The organism is Streptomyces sp. NPDC020742 (genome assembly GCF_040641675.1).
Lineage (GTDB): Bacteria > Actinomycetota > Actinomycetes > Streptomycetales > Streptomycetaceae > Streptomyces.
Map to the genome: position 1 here is coordinate 186807 of NZ_JBFAEA010000007.1, position 18968 is coordinate 205774.

Genomic DNA, 18968 nt, shown 5'->3' on the forward strand with positions numbered 1-18968 from the left:
GCGTCAGGCCGGGGCACCGTAGCAACGGGCGGGTGAGATGAGAACACGTTGCACCCGAGTGCGCCCGAGCTCGTCCGCGTAGTCGGGTACGCCTGCGGGCGTCTCCGGACGCGTCTGCCTACCTGCCGGGCGCCGGGCACTCCCCTGAGCACGTCGGTTGGGCACGTCGGTCCGCCTGAGCGCGGACGGCGCCGCTGCGTTACCTCTGCACGTCCGAGTACGCCTTGGTGGGCACCCGGGTGCACCGGTGTGCCCGCGCGCTCGCCCGGGGTGCGCGCGGCACCGCCGTCCGGCCCAGGACGGTGGGCGGGACGGCGGTGCGTGCCGGGGTGTCGGGGTGACGCCCCGGCGGTCGTGGTTACCGGGTGGCCGGCGCGGCGACCTTGAGGGTGACGGTGAGGGTGGTGCCGTTGGCGGTGGTCAGCCGGAGCAGGAAGGTGCCGGGGTGGCTGTCGGTGTAGATCTTGGGAAGCTTGAGCAGGCCGTCGGCGTCGGTGGTGAGGCCGGTGAGAGTGCGGACCGGCTCGTCCTTGTCGTCGCCAGTGGCCTGGGGGTCCTTGAAGTAGGGGCCCCGGTCGTTGGGGACGGGGTGACCGGGGTCGCTGGTGATCATGGTCGCGGTGATCGGCACACCGGCGACGGCCTTGCCCTGGTAGGTCGCCTTGATCTCGACGGCGTCCTCGGCGAAGGCCTTGCCAGCGGTGGCCGTCAGCTGCTTGTCCGAGGTCCGGGTGAGGGTGTCGGCCACGGGAGCGGGCTGGGGGGCGGCCTTGGCCTTGACGGTGGCGTCGAAGCCGACGGCGGGGAGGGTACGGCCGGCAGCAGTCGCCCGGAGGGTGAAGGTGCCGGCGCGGTCGCCCGCGTGCAGGGTGGGCGCGGTGGCCAGGCCGTCCTTGCCGGTGGTGACGGTCGCGGTGGTGGCGCCGTCGGGGAAGCGGGCGTCGGTGGCCGTGGGGAGGGTGAAGCGGACGGGGACGCCGGCGACCGGCTTGCCCGCCGCGTCCTCGGCGCGGACCTGCGGCTTGGTGGTGAAGTCGGTGCCCGCGGTGGCGGTGAGGTCCTTGGTGCCGACCCGCTGGAGGGCGGCGGGGGGCGCGGGCCGGGTGGGCGGCTTGGGGGTGGGCTTCGGGGTGGGCGTGCCAGGGCGGCCGGGGGTGTGGCCCGGGCCACCGGGCCGGGTGGGCCGGTCCGGCCCGTCCTTGCCGGGGCGGGGGGTCTTCCCGGGGCGGGGGCTCTGACCGGCTGCGCCGCCGGTGTGCCGGCCGTGGCCCTTGCGTCCTTCGGTGCGGTCGCCGGCGTGGCCGCCGTTGCCCGTGCCGCCGTCGCGGCGGACGGGGAGCACGCCCTTGCCGTCGGGCACCTCGAAGCTGCCGTGACGGTAGAACTCGTACCAGGACAGGACGGTCCGCAGGTACTCCTCGGAGTGGTTGTAGCCGAGGACCGCGCGGTCCAGGTCCTGCTGGACGCTCAGGTCGCGGCCACCGGCGCAGAGGTAGTGGCCGGCCGCGAGTGCGGCGTCGAAGACGTTGTTGGGGTCCCTCTTGCCGTCGCCGTTGCCGTCGGCGCCCCAGCCGGCGCCGACCGGGCCGCCCTGGGACCAGGTGGAGGGGATGAACTGCATGGGGCCGACGGCGCGGTCGTGGGTGCGGTCGCCGTCGTAGCGGCCGCCGTCGGTATCGGTGATCCGGGCGAAGCCGTTGCCGTTGAGCTGGGGCCCGAGGATGGGCTGGACGGTGGTGCCCTCGGCGTCCACCGCCCCGCCGCGGGCCTGGCCGGACTCGACCTTGCCGATGCCGGCGAGGAGTTGCCAGGGCAGGCGGCAGCCCGCGTTCTGGGCGGCGAGTTCGGACTCGGCCTTCTTGTAGGCGGCCAGGACGGTGGCGGGGATGCCGGCCTGCGCGGGGCCGGTGATGACGGCACCGCCGTCGGGCCGTGGGTGGGAACCGCGCGGCGGCACCGGGCTGTTGAGGGGCGGCAGGTCGGTGTAGTACCTCGAACCGCCGTCGATGGGGGTGTCGGACGGGGGCCGGGTGGGCTGCTGTCCGTCGGCGGCCGTTACTTTGGTGGCGGCCGGTGACTGAGAGGCGGTCAGGGCGGCGAGCACCAGCGCCGTCACGGCCGTCGAGGCCGCTCCTTTGCGGAGCCGCCGTCGGATTGTGGCTGCCATGCGTGGTCCCCTCCGCGTTGATCCACCGCTCTCTGACGCGGTGTTGCGCTCCCCGCGCTCCAACTCAGGCGACACTACGACAACTCGGGCCTGGCATCTACCACCGCATCGGACACATCATCAACGAAATCGATCAAGGAGAGGCATCATGCCGTTCACGCTCAGTCATGCCGCCGCCGTGCTCCCGGCTGTTCGGCGGACCGGGGAGGCCCGTGGCCGGTTGGTCGCCTCGGCGCTGGTCGCGGGGGCGCTGGCACCGGACATGACGTACTACGCGGACAGCGTGGTGCCCGGTGGGATGGCGTTCGGCGCGGTCACCCATGCCTGGTGGGGCGTACCGACGGTGGATGTGTCGATCAGCGTGGCGCTGGTCTGCGGCTGGCTGCTGCTGCGCGAGCCACTGCTGGTGTGGCTGCCCAGAGCGTGGCGGGGGCGGGTGTACGGGGTGGTGCGGGGCCACCCCTGGCAACCGCAAGGGTGGCGGGAACTCGCCGCGCTGTGTGGCTGGTTCGTGCTGTCGGCGGTGCTGGGTTCGGCCACGCATGTGGTCTGGGACGCGTTCACCCATCCGGGGCGCTGGGGCACCCGGCTGGTGCCGGGGCTCGACGGTGAGCTGGGCGGCTGGCCGGTGGCGACCTATGTGCAGTACGGCACGTCGCTGCCGGCGCTGGCGGTGACGGTGTGGTTCGTGTGGTCGGCGCTGCGGCGGCGGGGCGGGGGCGGGGAGGTGCCGGCCGGTGTGCGGCCTTTCGTGGTGGCGGAGTTGACGGGGCGGGACCGGCTGCTGCTGGGGGCGCTGGTCGCGGTGGGCGTGCTGGGGGGTGTGGTGCACCGCGTCCTGCGGGCGCATGCGGTGTACGGGGGTGCGGCGGGCTGGTTCTCCTATGTGCCGACGGCGCTGTTCGGCACCGGGGCGGGCCTTGTCCTGGGCCTGCTGGTGTGTGCGGTGGCCGTGCGGCTGCTGGTGCGGCGGGCCCGGCCGGACGGGCCGAACGGGGCCGCGGCGGCGGGCGCACCGGCGGGTGCGGCGACGGACGGGGCGACGGACGGGGCGACGGCTGCGCCGGCGGACCCGGTCCCGGGCCCACCGGCGGACACGGCCGCGGACGCGGCGGCGGGCCCGTCGGCGGTGGCGTCCACCGCCGACTGAGCCCGTCCCGTGTGCGGTGCCCGTCCGTGTGCGGTCAGTGCGCCGCCGACTCCCAGTCCGTGCCGAAGCCCACGGAGACGTCCAGCGGGGCGCGGAGGTCGACGGCGGCGGCCATCTCCCGGCGGACCAGCTCCTCGACCGGGGCGCGCTCCCCATGGGCCACCTCGACGACGATTTCGTCGTGGACCTGGAGCAGCATCCGGGACTGCAGCTTCGCCGCGCGCAGGGCCGCGTCGACCCGGAGCATCGCGATCTTGACGATATCGGCGGCGGTGCCCTGGATCGGGGCGTTGAGCGCCATCCGTTCGGCCATCTCGCGGCGCTGGCGGTTGTCGCTGTTGAGGTCGGGGAGGTAGCGCCGCCGGCCGAGCACGGTCTCGGTGTAGCCGGTGGCGCGGGCCTCCTCGACGACCCGGCGGAGGTAGTCGCGCACCCCGCCGAAGCGTTCGAAGTAGGTGTCCATCAGCTTGCGCGCCTCGTCCGGCTGAATGCCCAGCTGCTGGGAGAGGCCGAAGGCCGAGAGGCCGTACGCCAGGCCGTAGGACATCGCCTTGATCTTGCGGCGCATCTCCGCGTCGACGTGGTCCTTGCCGACGGAGAAGACCTGGGAGGCGACGGTGGTGTGCAGGTCCTCGCCGGAGGTGAAGGCCTCGATCAGGCCCTCGTCCTCGGAGAGGTGGGCCATCACCCGCAGTTCGATCTGACTGTAGTCGGCGGTCATCAGGGCGTCGAAGCCGTCGCCGACGATGAAGCCGCGGCGGATGGCGCGGCCCTCGTCGGTGCGGACCGGGATGTTCTGCAGGTTGGGGTCGGTCGACGACAGCCGGCCGGTGGCGGCGACCGTCTGGTTGAAGGTGGTGTGGATCCGGCCGTCGGCCGCGATGGTCTTGATCAGGCCCTCGACGGTGGTGCGGAGCTTGGCCTGCTCCCGGTGCCGGAGCATGATCACCGGGAGTTCGTTCTCCGTCTGCGCCGCGAGCCAGGCGAGCGCGTCGGCGTCGGTGGTGTAGCCGGTCTTGGTCTTCTTGGTCTTGGGCAGGCCCAGCTCACCGAAGAGGACTTCCTGGAGCTGCTTGGGCGAGCCGAGGTTGAATTCGTGGCCGGCGGCGGCGTGCGCCTCCTGGACGGCCTGCTGGACCGCGGCGGCGAACTGCGCCTCCATGCGCTCCAGCCAGCCGCGGTCGGCGGCGATACCGGCCCGCTCCATCCGGGCGAGGAGCTCGCCGGTGGGCAACTCCACGTCACGCAGCAGGTCGGCGGCGCCGACCTCGGCCAGCTTCTGCTCGAAGGCGGTGCCCAGGTCCAGGACCGTACGGGCCTGCGCCATCAGGGCGTCCGCCGCGGCCTCCTCGTCGACGCCGAAGGCCAGCTGGCCGTCGCCGGACTCGGCGGGGGCGAGGTCGCGGCCGAGGTACTCGATGGAGAGGGCGTCCAGGGCGAAGGAGCGGCGGCCGGGCTTGACGAGGTAGGCGGCCAGGGCGGTGTCCATGGTGACGCCCTCGATGCGCCAGCCGTGCTCGCCGAAGACCCGCATCAGGCCCTTGGCGTTGTGCATCACCTTGGGCCGCTCGGGGTCCGCGCTCCAGGCGGCGAAGGCCTGCTCGTCGTCCTGGTCGAGCTGGGCGGGGTCGAACCAGGCGGCGGGACCGCCGGGAGTGGCCAGGGCGACCTCGGCGACGCTGCCGGTGCCCAGACTCCAGACGTCGACGGTGGCCACGCCGAGCGGGCCGGTGCCGTGTTCGGCCAGCCACGGAGCGAGTTCACCGGTGCCGAGGGCGGAGCCGTCGACCTCGACGCCGGGCGCCGGGGCGGCTTCCTCGGCGTCCTCGGCGGCACCCGGGTCCACGGCGAGCAGCCGGTCGCGCAGGCCCTGGTTGCGGATCTCCAGGGCGTTGAGGAACACCTTGAGCGCCTCGCGGTCGTACGCCTCGCGGTTCAGGGCGTCCGGACCGCAGGACAGCTCGACGTCGCGGACCATCTCGGTCAGCCGGCGGTTGAGCTTGACGGCTTCGAGGTGCTCACGGAGGTTGGCGCCCGCCTTGCCCTTGACCTCGTCGACGCGCTCGACCAGCTCGGCGAAGGAACCGAACTGGTTGATCCACTTGGTGGCGGTCTTCTCACCGACGCCGGGGATGCCCGGGAGGTTGTCGGACGGGTCGCCGCGCAGGGCGGCGAAGTCCGGGTACTGGGCGGGGGTGAGGCCGTACTTCTCGAAGACCTTCTCCGGGGTGAAGCGGGTCAGCTCGGAGACGCCCTTGGTCGGGTAGAGGACCGTGACGTCGTCGGTGACCAGCTGGAAGGAGTCGCGGTCGCCGGTGACGATGGAGACCTTGAAGCCCTGTGCGGTGGCCTGCTCGGTGAGGGTGGCGATCACGTCGTCGGCCTCGAAGCCCTCGACGGCGAACCGCTTTACCCGCATCGCGTCGAGGAGCTCCCCGATCAGCTCGACCTGGCCCCGGAACTCGTCGGGGGTCTTGGAGCGGTTCGCCTTGTAGTCGGCGTACTCCTCGGACCGCCACGTCTTGCGGGAGACGTCGAAGGCCACGGCGAAGTGCGTGGGTGCCTCGTCGCGCAGGGTGTTCGCGAGCATCGACGCGAAGCCGTAGATCGCGTTGGTCGGTTGCCCGGTGACGGTGGTGAAATTCTCCACGGGCAGGGCGAAGAACGCCCGGTATGCCATGGAATGCCCGTCCATCAGGAGCAGGTGGGGACGGCCGCCCGCCGCCGCCTCGGTGCCGGTCGCTTCGCTCTTCTTCGCTGCCTTTGCTGCCACGCCCCCGATCCTGCCACGCCGCACTGACAATCCCCGCCGCGACGGTCCCGCACCCGGCCCGTACGCCCCGGACCAGGCAACACCGGTCCGCACCGGTCCGCGCGGGCCAGTGGTAGGCCAGTAGCGGGCCAGTGGCAGGCCAGTAGCGGGCCAGTACGGAAGACTCCCTCCCCACCCGGTGCGGCCCGCCCCGGCTCTCCGCTACACCCCCCGTCGGGTCCGTGACAGGATCGGACGGTTACGGCAACGCTCCGCCGCGCCCGGCGAAGCGAGCACCGGCTCACGGCTCAAGGGAGAGCGCCATGGCAGGCAAGCCGCCCGCGTCGGACCCCGTCCAGGACGCACCCCGGGTCAGCGCACCCCAGCACTCCGCCGTCGGGCTGCCGGCGATCACCAACGCCCTGCGGATCTCGCAGCAGCAGATGGGCGTGCGCCGTACCGCCCTGACGCTGCTGCGCGTCAACCAGCAGGACGGCTTCGACTGCCCGGGCTGCGCCTGGCCCGAACCGGACAAGCCGCACACCGCCGAGTTCTGCGAGAACGGCGCCAAGGCCGTCGCCGAGGAGGCCACGCTGCGCCGGGTCACCCCGGACTTCTTCGCCGCGCACTCCGTCACCGACCTCGCCACCCGCAGCGGCTACTGGCTCGGCCAGCAGGGCCGGCTGACCCACCCCATGTACCTGGCGGAGGGCGCCGACCACTACGAGCCGGTGACCTGGGAGCGGGCCTTCGACCTCGTCGGCGAGGAGCTGACCGCCCTCAACTCCCCCGATGAGGCGGTCTTCTACACCTCCGGGCGCACCAGCAACGAGGCCGCGTTCCTCTACCAGCTCTTCGCCCGCGAATTCGGCACCAACAACCTGCCGGACTGCTCCAACATGTGCCACGAGTCGTCCGGCTCGGCGCTGACCGAGACGCTCGGCGTCGGCAAGGGCAGCGTCCTGCTGGAGGACCTCTACAAGGCCGACCTGATCATCGTCGCCGGCCAGAACCCGGGCACCAACCACCCCCGGATGCTCACCGCCCTGGAGCGGGCCAAGGCCGGCGGCACGAAGATCATCTCGATCAACCCGCTGCCCGAGGCCGGTCTGGAGCGGTTCAAGAACCCGCAGACCCCGCGCGGCCTGGCCGGCCGCGGCACCGCGCTGACGGATCTGTTCCTCCAGGTACGGCTCGGCGGCGACCAGGCGCTGTTCCGCGCCCTCAACCGGCTGATCCTCGCCACCGACGGGGCCGTGGACGAGGAGTTCATCCGCGAACACACCCACGGCTTCGAGGAGTTCGCGCAGCTGGCGCGGGCCGATGACGACTGGGACCACACGCTCGCCGCCACCGGTCTGACCCGCGCCGAGATCGAGCGGGCCCTGGAGATGGTCCTCGCCTCGCGCCGGACGATCGTGTGCTGGGCGATGGGCCTGACCCAGCACAAGCACTCCGTCCCCACCATCCAGGAAGTCGTCAACTTCCTGCTGCTGCGCGGCGACATCGGCCACCCCGGGGCGGGCGTCTGCCCGGTGCGCGGCCACAGCAACGTCCAGGGCGACCGCACCATGGGCATCTTCGAGCGGCCCGCGCCGGCATTCCTCGACGCCCTGGAGGAGGAGTTCGGGTTCGCGCCGCCCCGGGAGCACGGCCTCGACGTGGTCCGCGCGATCCGCGCCCTGCGGGACGGCCGGGCCAAGGTGTTCTTCGCGATGGGCGGCAACTTCGTCGCCGCCACCCCCGACACCGACGTCACCGAGGCGGCGATGCGCCGCGCCCGGCTGACCGTCCACGTCTCCACCAAGCTCAACCGCTCGCACGTGATCACCGGCGCCCGCGCCCTGATCCTGCCGACCCTGGGCCGTACGGAGCGCGATGTGCGCCCGGGCCCGGACGGGACCGGCGCGGAGCAGTTCGTGACCGTGGAGGACTCCATGGGCATGGTGCACGCCTCCCGGGGACGACTGGAGCCGGCCGGCCCCCAGTTGCTGTCCGAGCCCGCCATCGTCGCCCACCTGGCGCGCCGCGTCCTGGGCGCGGACAGCCGCACCCCGTGGGAGGAGTTCGCTCAGGACTACGCAACGATCCGAGACCGGATCGCCCGCGTCATCCCCGGCTTCGAGGACTTCAACGCCAAGGTGGCACGCCCCGGGGGCTTCGCCCTGCCGCACGCGCCCCGGGACAGCCGGCGGTTCCCCACCGCCACCGGGAAGGCCAACTTCACCGCGGCGCCCGTGGAGTTCCCGGCCGTGCCCGAAGGGCGGCTGCTGCTGCAGACGCTGCGCTCGCACGACCAGTACAACACCACGATCTACGGCCTGGACGACCGCTACCGCGGCATCAAGAACGGCCGCCGGGTCGTGCTCGTCCACCCGGACGACGCCCGCGAACGGGGCCTGGCCGACGGGGCGTACGCCGACCTCATCAGCGAGTGGACCGACGGCAGCGAGCGGCGCGCGGTCGGCTTCCGGGTGGTGCACTACCCGACGGCCCGTGGCTGCGCCGCGGCCTACTACCCCGAGACCAACGTCCTGATCCCGCTCGACCACACCGCCGACACCAGCAACACCCCGGCGGCGAAGTCCCTGGTGATCCGCCTGGAGGAGGCGTCCGGGGAGTGAGCGCCGACGGGCCGGCGGGCGGCCCCGGAGCCACCCCGCGCTGAGCGCCCGCTCAGCGGCCTGATAGGAACGGGCACGATCGACGACGATCACCGGCGTGACGATCACGCGCGACCGAACGGAGCCGCAGCCATGGGTGAGCACAGCACCACGAAGTTTCCGCAGGAGATCCTCGACCAGTGGACGGGGCTCGGCCTCGACCTGCCCGCGCTCTTCTCCGCCGGGCACCTCGGTGAGCGGATGAGCGTCCAGGTCACCGAGGCGGGGCCGGACCGGGTGGTGGGCACGATGCCGGTGGAGGGCAACACCCAGCCCTACGGCCTGCTGCACGGCGGCGCGTCCGCGGTACTGGCCGAGACCCTGGGGTCCGTGGGCTCGATGCTGCACGGCGGGCCGTCCAAGGTCGCCGTCGGGGTGGACCTCAACTGCACCCACCACCGCGGGGTCCGCTCCGGCCTGGTCACCGGCGTCGCCACCCCGGTGCACCGCGGCCGCTCCACCGCGACGTACGAGATCGTCATCACCGACGAACAGGGCAAGCGGGTCTGCACCGCCCGTCTGACCTGCATGCTGCGCGACGCCGACCCCGAGATGTACCGCAACTGAGGCGAACCGCGCGGCGACCGGCCGCCCGCGACCACGGCCCCGTACCCGGCACCGGGTGCGGGGCCGTCCGCATGTCCGTAACCCTGCGTAACACCCGGACATTCCGGCCCCTGTTGTGCGCCCCGCCCGGTACGGGGCGGGGCGCACGCGCGCGGGGCGCATCCGGTATCCGGACGCCCGTGGGCCACTGCCCGGGGCAATCGCGCGTGGAAGTGCGAGTTCGCGCTCCGCACCACGTTCGCTCGGGCGGTAAGGACCATAACCACAAAACGCTCATCGCCGGTCATAACAAGAGCGTCACATCCTGCTCAGCGCCTCTGCCGACGTGACGAACACCGCTCTAGAGTCACGGCCAGTCACCGCGCCGCCGGGCGCGCTGTGAGCACGGACCCCGTGGTAGGGCTCCGTACGGCCCGGCGCGCGCACCGGCCAGGCGACAGCCACGGCCGCGCCAGGGAAAGGACTGATCGTGCGTCACCGTTCCTTGCTTCTCCTCACCACCGCAGTCACCACCGGTGCCCTCACGCTCTCCGCGTGCGGCTCGCGCGGCGACGACAACAACAGCAGCAGCGCCGGCAAGAAGACCGTCGTCATCGGCCTCGACGCCCCCACCACCGGCGAGCTCTCCGCGCTCGGCCTGGGCATACGCAACTCCGCCCAGCTCGCCATCGACACCGCCAACAAGACCGGCGAGGTCAAGGGCGTCACCTTCAAACTCGAAGCGCTCGACGACAAGGCGCTGCCGAACGTCGGCCAGCAGAACGCCACCAAACTCGCCGGCGACAAGGACGCCATGGGCATCGTCGGCCCGCTCAATTCCGGTGTCGCCCAGTCCATGCAGCAGGTCTCCAAGCAGAACAACGTCGTTTTGATATCCCCGGCGAACACCACCCCCGACCTCACCCAGGGCCCGGACTGGAAGAAGAACAAGCGGGTCCGGCAATTCCCGACGTACTTCCGCACCGCCACCACCGATGAGGTGCAGGGCGCCTTCGACGGCCAGTACGCCTGGGAGAAGATGAAGGTCAAGAAGGTCTATGTCATCGACGACCAGAAGACCTACGGCGTCGGTCTCGCCTCCTCCTTCAAGGACCAGTTCGGCAAGCTCGGCGGGAAGGTCGTCGGCACCGAGCACGTCAGCCCCGACGACCGCGACTTCAAGGCCGTGGTCTCCAAGGTCAAGTCCGCCAAGCCCGACCTGGTCTTCTACGGCGGTGAATACCCCGCCTCCGGCCCGCTCAGCCAGCAGCTCAAGGACGGCGGCGTCACCGTTCCGCTGATGGGCGGCGACGGTATGTACAGCGGCGACTACATCAAGCTCAACAAGAAGGCACAGGGCGACTACGCCTCCTCCGTCGGAAAGCCCGTCGAGGAACTCCCCTCCGCCAAGAAGTTCATCGCCGATTACAAGGCGGCCGGCTTCAAGGAGGCCTACGAGGCCTACGGCGGCTCCACCTACGACGCCACCTGGGCCGTCATCCAGGCCGTCAAGAAGACCGTCGACGACAACGGCGGCAAGCTCCCCGACGACGCCCGCAAGAAGGTCGTCGACGCCATGAACTCCGTCACCTTCGACGGGGTCACCGGCAAGGTCGCCTTCGACAAGTTCGGCGACACCACCAACACCATGATCACCGCGTATCAGGTCGACAAGGGCGCCTGGGCCTCCCGATTCAGCGCCGAATTCAAGAAGTTCGACAAGAGCTGACCGACCGGTAACACAGCACCACCGACGAACCCGGGCCGCGCCAGGACGCCACGAACGACCCTGGCGCGGCCCGTGGCACACCGGGACGCCCCCGGAACCCCGTCACTCCCAGACAACGGAGGCCCTGCGGTGAGCGAACTGCCGCAACAGCTGGCCAACGGACTCATCCTCGGCGCGATGTACGGTCTCATCGCGATCGGCTACACGATGGTCTACGGAATCGTCCAGCTCATCAACTTCGCCCACGGCGAGATCTTCATGGTCGGCGGCTTCGGAGCGCTCAGCGTCTACCTGGCCCTGCCCGCCGGCACCTCTCTCGCCCTCGCCCTGCCGGTCATGCTCCTCGGCGGCATCGTCGTATCCGTCCTCGTCGGCATCGCGGCGGAACGATTCGCCTATCGCCCGCTGCGGGGCGCACCGCGCCTCGCCCCCCTCATCACCGCCATCGGCCTGTCCATCGCTCTCCAGCAAGCCGTCTGGAAGTGGTACCCCGACGGCAAACAGGCCCGGGTCTTCCCGCAGTTCAAGGGGCACGCCTTCGAGATCCTCGGCGCCACCGTCCAGCGCGGCGACCTCTTCGTCCTGATCGCCGCCCCGGCCTGCATGATCGCCCTCGGCTTCTTCGTCGCCAAGACCCGCAGCGGCCGCGCCATGCAGGCCACCGCCCAGGACCCCGACACCGCCCGGCTCATGGGCATCAACACCGACCGCATCATCGTCCTGGCCTTCGCCATCGGCGCCGCCTTCGCCGGCGTCGCCGCCGTGGCCTACGGACTGCGCACCGGCGAGGTCCAGTTCCGGATGGGCTTCATCATGGGCCTCAAGGCCTTCACCGCGGCCGTCCTCGGCGGCATCGGCAACATCTACGGCGCCATGCTGGGCGGCGTCGTCCTCGGCATCGCCGAAGCCCTCGCCACCGCCTACATCGAAGAGATCCCCGGCATGCAGCAGTTCGGCGGCGGGGCCTGGAAGGACGTCTGGGCCTTCGTGCTCCTCATCCTCGTACTCCTCCTGCGGCCACAAGGCCTGCTGGGCGAACGCGTCGCGGATCGGGCGTGATACCGATGACCACCCACACCACCACAGCGCCCGCCCGCCGCGGCCTGCTCCCCCTCCCCGAACGCGCCGCCCGGATCACCACCGCCGCCGGCGCCCTCGCCACCGCCGTCAGCACCGGCCTCGCCTGGACCTGGAGCAGCGACTTCCCCGGCGACCTCACCTACTACGGCTCCCCGGCCGGCCTCCAGATCGTCACCCTCGCCGGCGGCCTGCTCACCCTCCTCTTCGCCGTCTCCGCCCTCGGCCTGCGCGGACTGCGCTGGCTCACCCCCGCGGGGCGCAACGCCCCCACCCTGCTGGCCGCCCTCGGCACCTTCGCCGCCACCTGGTTCACCCTCGGCGCCATCGCCGTCCAGCTCGGCGGCCTGGTCAACCTCGAACCCGGCGGCGCCGTCGCCGGCATCGCCGCCCTGGTCACCCTCCTGGGCGCGCTCGCGCTGCCCCCCGACCAGCCGGAAACCACCCCGGCCGGCACCCCCTGGCAGCGCTTCACCGCCACCCTCGCCGCCAGCCCCGTACGGCGCCGCAGCCGCGAACTCCCCTCCTGGGCCGAGATCCTGATCATCGCCGCGGCCTTCGCCACCGGACTGCTCGCCTTCACCTACGGCATCGACACCGACGACGGCGCCCCGTTCGTCGGCTACCTGATCTTCGTCCTGCTCGCCGTCCCCGCCCTCAACCGGGCCGGCCTGATCGCCCGGATCACCCAGCTCACCACCGCCCACCGCGGCGTCACCCTCGGCGCGGCCTTCGCCGCCGCCGCCTCCTTCCCCTTCACCCAGGACACCGACCAGTACACGATCATCGGGGCCAACATCCTGATCTTCGCCACCGTCGCCCTGGGCCTCAACGTCGTCGTCGGCCTCGCCGGACTCCTCGACCTCGGATACGTCGCCTTCCTCGGCGTCGGCGCCTACGCCGCAGCCCTGGTCTCCGGCTCCCCCGAGTCCGCCCTCGGACTCCACTTCCCCTTCTGGGCGGCCCTGCTCACCGGAGCCGCGGCCTCCCTCGTCTTCGGCGTCCTCATCGGCGCCCCCACCCTCCGGCTCCGCGGCGACTACCTGGCCATCGTCACCCTCGGCTTCGGTGAGATCTTCCGCATCGCCATGCTCAACCTCAACGGCACCACCGGCCCCGACGTCACCAACGGCGCCATGGGCATCCCCAACATCCCCAACCTCGAAATCTTCGGGTTCAACTTCGGCGAACCCCACGACATCCTCGGCATCCCCGTCGCCACCTACGGCAACTACTACCTGCTGATGATCCTCGTGACCGCCTTCGTCGTCCTGGTCTTCCGGCGCGCCGCCGCCTCCCGCATCGGCCGCGCCTGGATCGCCATCCGCGAGGACGAGACCGCCGCCATCGCCATGGGCATCAACAGCTTCCGGCTGCGCCTGCTGGCCTTCGCACTCGGCGCCTCACTGGCCGGACTCGCCGGCACCGTCCACGCCCACGTCGTCACCACCGCCACCCCCGAGCAGTTCCAGTTCGCCGGACCCCAGCCCCCCAACTCCGCCTTCCTCCTGGCCGCCGTCATCCTCGGCGGCATGGGCACCCTCAGCGGCCCGCTCGTCGGCGCCGCACTGCTCTTCCTCATCCCCGCCAAGCTGGACTTCCTCCAGGACTACCAGCTCCTCCTCTTCGGCATCGCCCTCGTCCTCCTCATGCGCTTCCGGCCCGAAGGCCTCATCCCCGACCGCCGCAAGCAGCTCGAATTCCACGAGACCGGCCAGCTCGACGTGCCCGATCAACGCCTCCCGGACACGGCCGCGATCACCGGCGTCACCAAGGCAAAGGCGTGACGACCATGACCACACCACCCACCCTCGCACCCGCCACTGACAGCGCCGCCGCCGGCAACGGCAGCATCCTGCGCGCCGACGGCGTCACCATGCGCTTCGGCGGCCTCACCGCCGTACGGGGCGTCGACCTCACCGTCAACACCGGCGAAATCGTCGGCCTCATCGGCCCCAACGGCGCCGGCAAAACCACCTTCTTCAACTGCCTCACCGGGCTCTACGTCCCCACCGAAGGGGCCGTCAGCTACCGAGGCACCCGCCTCTCCCGCAAACCCCACCTCGTCACCCAAGCCGGCATCGCCCGCACCTTCCAGAACATCCGCCTCTTCGCCAATATGACGGTCCTGGAAAACGTCCTCGTCGGACGGCACACCCGCACCAAGGAAGGCCTCTGGTCCGCCCTGCTGCGCGGCCCCGGCTTCAAAAAGGCCGAGCGCACCAGCGAGGAACGCGCCATGGAACTCCTGGAGTTCACCGGCCTGGCCCACAAACGCGACCACCTCGCCCGCAACCTCCCCTACGGCGAACAGCGCAAGCTCGAAATCGCCCGCGCCCTCGCCAGCGAGCCCGGCCTGCTGCTCCTGGACGAACCCACCGCCGGCATGAACCCCCAGGAGACCCGCGCCACCCAGGACCTCGTCCTCGCGATCCGGGACCAGGGCACCGCCGTACTCGTCATCGAGCACGACATGCGCTTCATCTTCAATCTCTGCGACCGCGTCGCCGTCCTCGTCCAGGGCCAGAAACTCATCGAAGGCACCGCCGACATCGTCCAGGCCGACGAACGCGTCATCGCCGCCTACCTCGGAACGCCCCTCGACGACGCCCCCGCACCGGAAGCCGCCGCGGAAGCCCCCACGGAGACCGGCGACACCGGCACCGGGGAAGCCGAACCACCGCGTGCCTCCGCCCCACGCCCCGACACCGGACCGGCCGGAGACACCGCACAGACCGGAGACACCCCATGACCGCACTGCTCGAGGTCAAGGACCTCCGCGTCGCCTACGGCAAGATCGAAGCCGTCAAGGGCATCTCCTTCTCCGTCGAAGCGGGCCAGGCAGTCACCCTCATCGGCACCAACGGCGCCGGCAAGACCACCACCCTGCGCACCCTCTCCGGCCTCCTCAAGCCGCTCGCCGGCACCATCACCTTCGACGGAATACCCCTCAACGGCGTCCCCGCGCACAAGATCGTCGAACGGGGGCTGGCCCACTCCCCCGAGGGCCGCCGCCTCTTCCCCCGCCTCACCATCGCCGAGAACCTCAAGCTCGGCGCCTTCCTCCGCAAGGACGCCGCCGGCATCGAGGCCGACATCCAACGCGTTTACGACCTCTTCCCCATCCTCGGCCAGCGCAGCAAACAAGCCTCCGGAACCCTCTCCGGCGGCGAACAGCAGATGCTCGCCATGGGCCGCGCCCTGATGTCCCGCCCCAAGCTGCTGATGCTCGACGAGCCCTCCATGGGCCTCTCGCCGATCATGATGCAGAAGATCATGGAGACCATCCGGGAGCTCCGCTCCCAGGGCACCACCATCCTCCTCGTAGAACAGAACGCCCAGGCCGCACTCTCCCTCGCCGACCAGGCCCACGTCATGGAGATCGGCCGCATCTCCCTCTCCGGCAGCGGCCAGTCCCTCCTCCACGACGAATCCGTCCGGAAGGCCTACCTCGGCGAGGACTGAACCACGCGCGGCGCCCGCACCACCGCCCCCGCACAGCACGGCGGCCCCGCACCGGACACCGGTGCGGGGCCGCGCACACGCGGACGACGGCAGTCAGTCCTTCTGCTTCAGTCCTTCTTCTGCTGCTTCTTCTCCTCGGCGTCCTGGATGACCGCCTCGGCGACCTGCTGCATCGACAGCCGGCGGTCCATCGACGTCTTCTGGATCCACCGGAACGCGGCCGGCTCGGTCAGCCCGTACTGCGTCTGCAGAATGCTCTTCGCACGGTCCACCAGCTTCCGCGTCTCCAGCCGCTGGGTGAGGTCGGCGACCTCCTGCTCCAGCGTCTTCAGCTCGGTGAACCGGCTCACCGCCATCTCGATCGCCGGCACCACATCGCTCTTGGAGAACGGCTTCACCAGATAGGCCATCGCCCCCGCGTCCCGCGCCCGCTCCACCAGCTCGCGCTGCGAGAACGCGGTCAGCATCAGCACCGGCGCGATGCTCTCCTCGGCAATCTTCTCGGCCGCCGAGATGCCGTCCAGAACCGGCATCTTCACATCCAGGATCACCAGGTCGGGCCGGTGCTCACGGGCCAACTCCACGGCGGTCTGCCCATCCCCGGCTTCACCGACGACGGTGTAGCCCTCCTCCTCCAGCATCTCTTTGAGGTCGAGACGGATGAGGGCCTCGTCCTCCGCGATCACGACGCGCGTGGTCAGCGGCGGGACGTGCGACTGATCGTCATCGGCGACGGGCTGCTCGGGCTCGGCGGCGCTCACGGGACTCCTCATTCCAGGCAGGTGGTGCCATTGCAGCCTACCTAGAGGCGGCCATCGGGATGCACACGGTAGGGTGTCTCTCGCAACCGGCCCGGTTGGTGGAACTGGTCAGACACGCGGCTCTCAAACAGCCGTGCCCTTGGGCATGTGGGTTCGAATCCCACACCGGGCACCTTCAAAAAGCGGAATTGCACCTTCGCGTGGTTCGCACGCACTTTCCCCCCGCCCTCGCGATGCGTCACGCACAGTGATGTCATGGACTTCCACGGCACAGACGTGCGCCACAAGGCGATCGCCCAGCTCCGCGCGGGGGCAAGGAACGCGGATGTTGCCCGCGCGTTGGGCATCCCCCTCGGCACCATCGGCTATTGGCGACATAGGGACCGCGCCGAACGCGGAGAGTGCCCAGGCGCCCACAACCCGAAATGCCCACGCTGTGATGGGCGCACGCTCGATGAGTCGGCGTACTCCTATCTCCTGGCCCTCTACCTCGGCGACGGCCACATCATCCAGTACTCGACGCACCGCGTGCCGAGTCTCATGATCACGTGCGGTGACGGCTGGCCGGGCCTCATGGATGCCTGCGAAGCCGCCATGCGCGCGGTCTTCCCGGACAATTCCGTGTGCCGGGTCTGCAGGCCCGGCTGCCACAACGTGAAGCTCTACTCGAAGCACTTATGGTGCATGTTCCCGCAGCACGGCCCCGGCAAGAAACACGAGCGGCCGATCGTCCTGGAGCCCTGGCAGCAGCGGATCGTGGACGCACACCCCTGGGAGTTCCTCCGCGGCCTCATCCACTCCGACGGCTGCCGCATCACCAACTGGACGACCAGGATGGTGGGTGGCAAGCGCAAACGCTACGAGTATCCGCGGTACTTCTTCACCAACAAGTCCGATGACATCCGGCGACTCTTCTCGGACACCCTCACGAAGGTCGGCGTCGAATGGACCGTCCTCGCCCGCGGCAGCGACCCGTTCAACATCTCCGTAGCCCGCAAAGCCTCCGTCGCCCTCATGGACCGACACATCGGGCCGAAGTACTGACGGGGACGGCAGTCAAGTACCTCGGCCCAGCGGAATCGCGGTGCGGGTGGGGCTACTTCGGGGAGTCGTCCTCGCCGATGTGGTGGACGCGGACGAGGTTGGTGGAGCCGGGGACTCCGGGCGGGGAGCCGGCCGTGATGATGACGACGTCGCCCTTCTGGCAGCGGCCGAGGGCGAGGAGCTGCTCGTCGACCTGGGCGACCATCTCGTCGGTGGAGTTGACGGTCGGGCCCAGGAAGGTCTCCACGCCCCAGGTGAGGTTGAGCTGGGAGCGGGTGGCGGTGTCGGGGGTGAAGGCGAGCAGCGGGATGGGCGAGCGGTAGCGGGACAGGCGGCGGACGGTGTCGCCGGACTGAGTGAAGGCGACGAGGAACTTCGCGCCGAGGAAGTCGCCCATCTCGGCGGCGGCGCGCGCCACGGCACCGCCCTGGGTGCGGGGCTTGCTGGTCTCGGTGAGCGGCGGGAGGCCCTTGGCGAGGATGTCCTCCTCGGCGGCCTCGACGATGCGGCTCATGGTCCGGACGGTCTCGGTGGGGTACTTGCCGACGCTGGTCTCGCCGGAGAGCATCACGGCGTCGGTGCCGTCGATCACGGCATTGGCGACGTCGGAGGCCTCGGCGCGGGTGGGCCGGGAGTTGTCGATCATCGAGTCGAGCATCTGGGTGGCCACGATGACCGGCTTGGCGTTGCGCTTGGCGAGCTTGATGGCGCGCTTCTGGACGATCGGCACGGTTTCCAGGGGCATTTCGACGCCGAGGTCGCCGCGGGCGACCATGATGCCGTCGAAGGCGGCGACGATGTCGTGGATGTTCTCGACGGCCTGCGGCTTTTCGATCTTGGCGATGACGGGGAGGAGGCGGTCCTCCTCGCGCATGATGCGGTGCACGTCGTCGATGTCGCGGCCGCTGCGAACGAAGGAGAGGGCGATGACGTCGGCGCCGTAGCGCAGGGCCCAGCGGAGGTCGGCCTCGTCCTTCACGGAGAGGGCCGGGACGGAGACGGCGACGCCGGGGAGGTTGAGGCCCTTGTGGTCGGAGACCATGCCGCCCTCGATGACCTTGGTGCGGACGCGGGGGCCGTCGACGCCGGTGACCTCCAGGGTGACCTTGCCGTCGTCGACCAGGATGCGTTCGCCGGTGGTGACGTCGGCGGCCAGGCCGTCGTAGGTGGTGCCGCAGAGGTGGCGGTCGCCTTCGACGGACGGTTCGACGGTGAGGGTGAACTCGTCGTTGCGTTCGAGAAGTACGGGACCTTCGCGGAATCGGCCCAGGCGAATCTTCGGACCTTGAAGGTCGGCGAGGACACCGACGCTGCGGCCGATCTCCTCGGAGGCCTTGCGCACCCAGTCGAACCGCATTTCGTGGTCGGCATAGGTGCCATGGCTGAGGTTGAAGCGGGCGACGTCCATTCCGGCCTCGACGAGGGCTTTGATCTGCTCGTACGAGTCGGTGGCGGGCCCGAGAGTGCAGACGATCTTTGCTCGGCGCATGCTGCGACTCTATGCCGTACCCGGCAGTAGGTGACTGTGGCGCGATGGCCGCTCAACGAGCGCTTGATGAAAGGCTGTTGACAACTAATGGAATGCGCGCGAGGGCGCTCCGATGAGCGGAATTC

General features: G+C 70.7%; 13 protein-coding genes and 1 tRNA gene. 10 read left to right on the forward strand and 4 right to left on the reverse strand.

All coding sequences use genetic code 11. The features are described from left to right. Positions 1-358 precede the first annotated feature (358 nt). Positions 359-2167: a lytic transglycosylase domain-containing protein gene (locus tag AB0G84_RS15700; protein ID WP_361320337.1), complete on the reverse strand. Its 1809-nt coding sequence runs from the start codon at positions 2165-2167 to the stop codon at positions 359-361. 148 nt (positions 2168-2315) lie between these two features. On the opposite strand from AB0G84_RS15700, the gene AB0G84_RS15705 reads away from it, so the two are divergent. Continuing rightward, positions 2316-3317 (forward strand): DUF4184 family protein, encoded by a 1002-nt coding sequence (locus AB0G84_RS15705; RefSeq protein ID WP_361320339.1) that lies wholly within the window; start codon positions 2316-2318, stop codon positions 3315-3317. Positions 3318-3351: 34 nt separating this feature from the next. Here the strand turns inward: AB0G84_RS15705 and polA are convergent, their stop codons facing one another. Beyond that, positions 3352-6090 (reverse strand): DNA polymerase I, encoded by a 2739-nt coding sequence (gene polA / locus AB0G84_RS15710; RefSeq protein WP_361320341.1) that lies wholly within the window; start codon positions 6088-6090, stop codon positions 3352-3354. 302 nt (positions 6091-6392) lie between these two features. Here polA and AB0G84_RS15715 point away from each other — a divergent pair, with 302 nt between their 5' ends. From AB0G84_RS15715 to AB0G84_RS15745, 7 genes are all read left to right on the forward strand, one after another. Continuing rightward, complete coding sequence (locus AB0G84_RS15715; RefSeq protein WP_361320343.1) at positions 6393-8693, forward strand: FdhF/YdeP family oxidoreductase; 2301 nt, start codon at positions 6393-6395, stop codon at positions 8691-8693. Between the two features lie 132 nt (positions 8694-8825). After that, a complete protein-coding gene (locus AB0G84_RS15720; protein ID WP_361320345.1) occupies positions 8826-9299 on the forward strand; it encodes a hotdog fold thioesterase in 474 nt (157 codons plus the stop codon). 484 nt (positions 9300-9783) lie between these two features. Continuing rightward, positions 9784-11007, forward strand: coding sequence for a branched-chain amino acid ABC transporter substrate-binding protein (locus tag AB0G84_RS15725; protein ID WP_361320557.1), 1224 nt, complete (start codon positions 9784-9786; stop codon positions 11005-11007). A gap of 129 nt (positions 11008-11136) precedes the next feature. Next, positions 11137-12066 (forward strand): branched-chain amino acid ABC transporter permease, encoded by a 930-nt coding sequence (locus tag AB0G84_RS15730; protein WP_361320347.1) that lies wholly within the window; start codon positions 11137-11139, stop codon positions 12064-12066. A gap of 5 nt (positions 12067-12071) precedes the next feature. Next, positions 12072-13871, forward strand: a complete 1800-nt coding sequence (locus tag AB0G84_RS15735; protein WP_361320349.1) for a branched-chain amino acid ABC transporter permease — start codon at positions 12072-12074, stop codon at positions 13869-13871. A 5-nt stretch (positions 13872-13876) separates the two neighbouring features. Beyond that, complete coding sequence (locus AB0G84_RS15740; RefSeq protein ID WP_361320351.1) at positions 13877-14836, forward strand: ABC transporter ATP-binding protein; 960 nt, start codon at positions 13877-13879, stop codon at positions 14834-14836. Beyond that, positions 14833-15549, forward strand: coding sequence for an ABC transporter ATP-binding protein (locus tag AB0G84_RS15745; protein ID WP_361320353.1), 717 nt, complete (start codon positions 14833-14835; stop codon positions 15547-15549). Before AB0G84_RS15740 ends, AB0G84_RS15745 begins: the two co-directional genes overlap by 4 nt. A gap of 107 nt (positions 15550-15656) precedes the next feature. Here AB0G84_RS15745 and AB0G84_RS15750 read toward each other — a convergent pair whose 3' ends face one another. Then, positions 15657-16310, reverse strand: coding sequence for a response regulator (locus AB0G84_RS15750; protein ID WP_361320355.1), 654 nt, complete (start codon positions 16308-16310; stop codon positions 15657-15659). A gap of 89 nt (positions 16311-16399) precedes the next feature. Between AB0G84_RS15750 and AB0G84_RS15755 the strand changes: the two genes are divergently transcribed. Both AB0G84_RS15755 and AB0G84_RS15760 read left to right on the forward strand, forming a co-directional pair. After that, positions 16400-16482, forward strand: a tRNA-Leu gene (locus AB0G84_RS15755). An 83-nt stretch (positions 16483-16565) separates the two neighbouring features. Beyond that, positions 16566-17354 carry a helix-turn-helix domain-containing protein gene (locus AB0G84_RS15760; protein WP_361320357.1) on the forward strand — a complete coding sequence of 263 codons (789 nt, stop codon included), beginning with the start codon at positions 16566-16568 and terminating at the stop codon, positions 17352-17354. Between the two features lie 52 nt (positions 17355-17406). Here AB0G84_RS15760 and pyk read toward each other — a convergent pair whose 3' ends face one another. Continuing rightward, on the reverse strand, positions 17407-18843 hold the full coding sequence (gene pyk, locus AB0G84_RS15765; RefSeq protein ID WP_361320359.1) for a pyruvate kinase: 1437 nt from the start codon (positions 18841-18843) through the stop codon (positions 17407-17409). Between the last annotated feature and the right edge of the window lie 125 nt (positions 18844-18968).

What these genes read in the sequence shown, in the direction of transcription:
- AB0G84_RS15720 (WP_361320345.1), top strand. Translation starts at nt 8,826, where the DNA reads ATGGGTGAGCACAGCACCACGAAGTTTCCGCAGGAGATCCTCGACCAG.
- AB0G84_RS15760 (WP_361320357.1), top strand. Translation starts at nt 16,566, where the DNA reads ATGGACTTCCACGGCACAGACGTGCGCCACAAGGCGATCGCCCAGCTC.
- AB0G84_RS15700 (WP_361320337.1), bottom strand. Translation starts at nt 2,167, where the DNA reads ATGGCAGCCACAATCCGACGGCGGCTCCGCAAAGGAGCGGCCTCGACG.
- AB0G84_RS15740 (WP_361320351.1), top strand. Translation starts at nt 13,877, where the DNA reads ATGACCACACCACCCACCCTCGCACCCGCCACTGACAGCGCCGCCGCC.
- AB0G84_RS15745 (WP_361320353.1), top strand. Translation starts at nt 14,833, where the DNA reads ATGACCGCACTGCTCGAGGTCAAGGACCTCCGCGTCGCCTACGGCAAG.
- AB0G84_RS15705 (WP_361320339.1), top strand. Translation starts at nt 2,316, where the DNA reads ATGCCGTTCACGCTCAGTCATGCCGCCGCCGTGCTCCCGGCTGTTCGG.
- AB0G84_RS15735 (WP_361320349.1), top strand. Translation starts at nt 12,072, where the DNA reads ATGACCACCCACACCACCACAGCGCCCGCCCGCCGCGGCCTGCTCCCC.
- pyk (WP_361320359.1), bottom strand. Translation starts at nt 18,843, where the DNA reads ATGCGCCGAGCAAAGATCGTCTGCACTCTCGGGCCCGCCACCGACTCG.
- AB0G84_RS15715 (WP_361320343.1), top strand. Translation starts at nt 6,393, where the DNA reads ATGGCAGGCAAGCCGCCCGCGTCGGACCCCGTCCAGGACGCACCCCGG.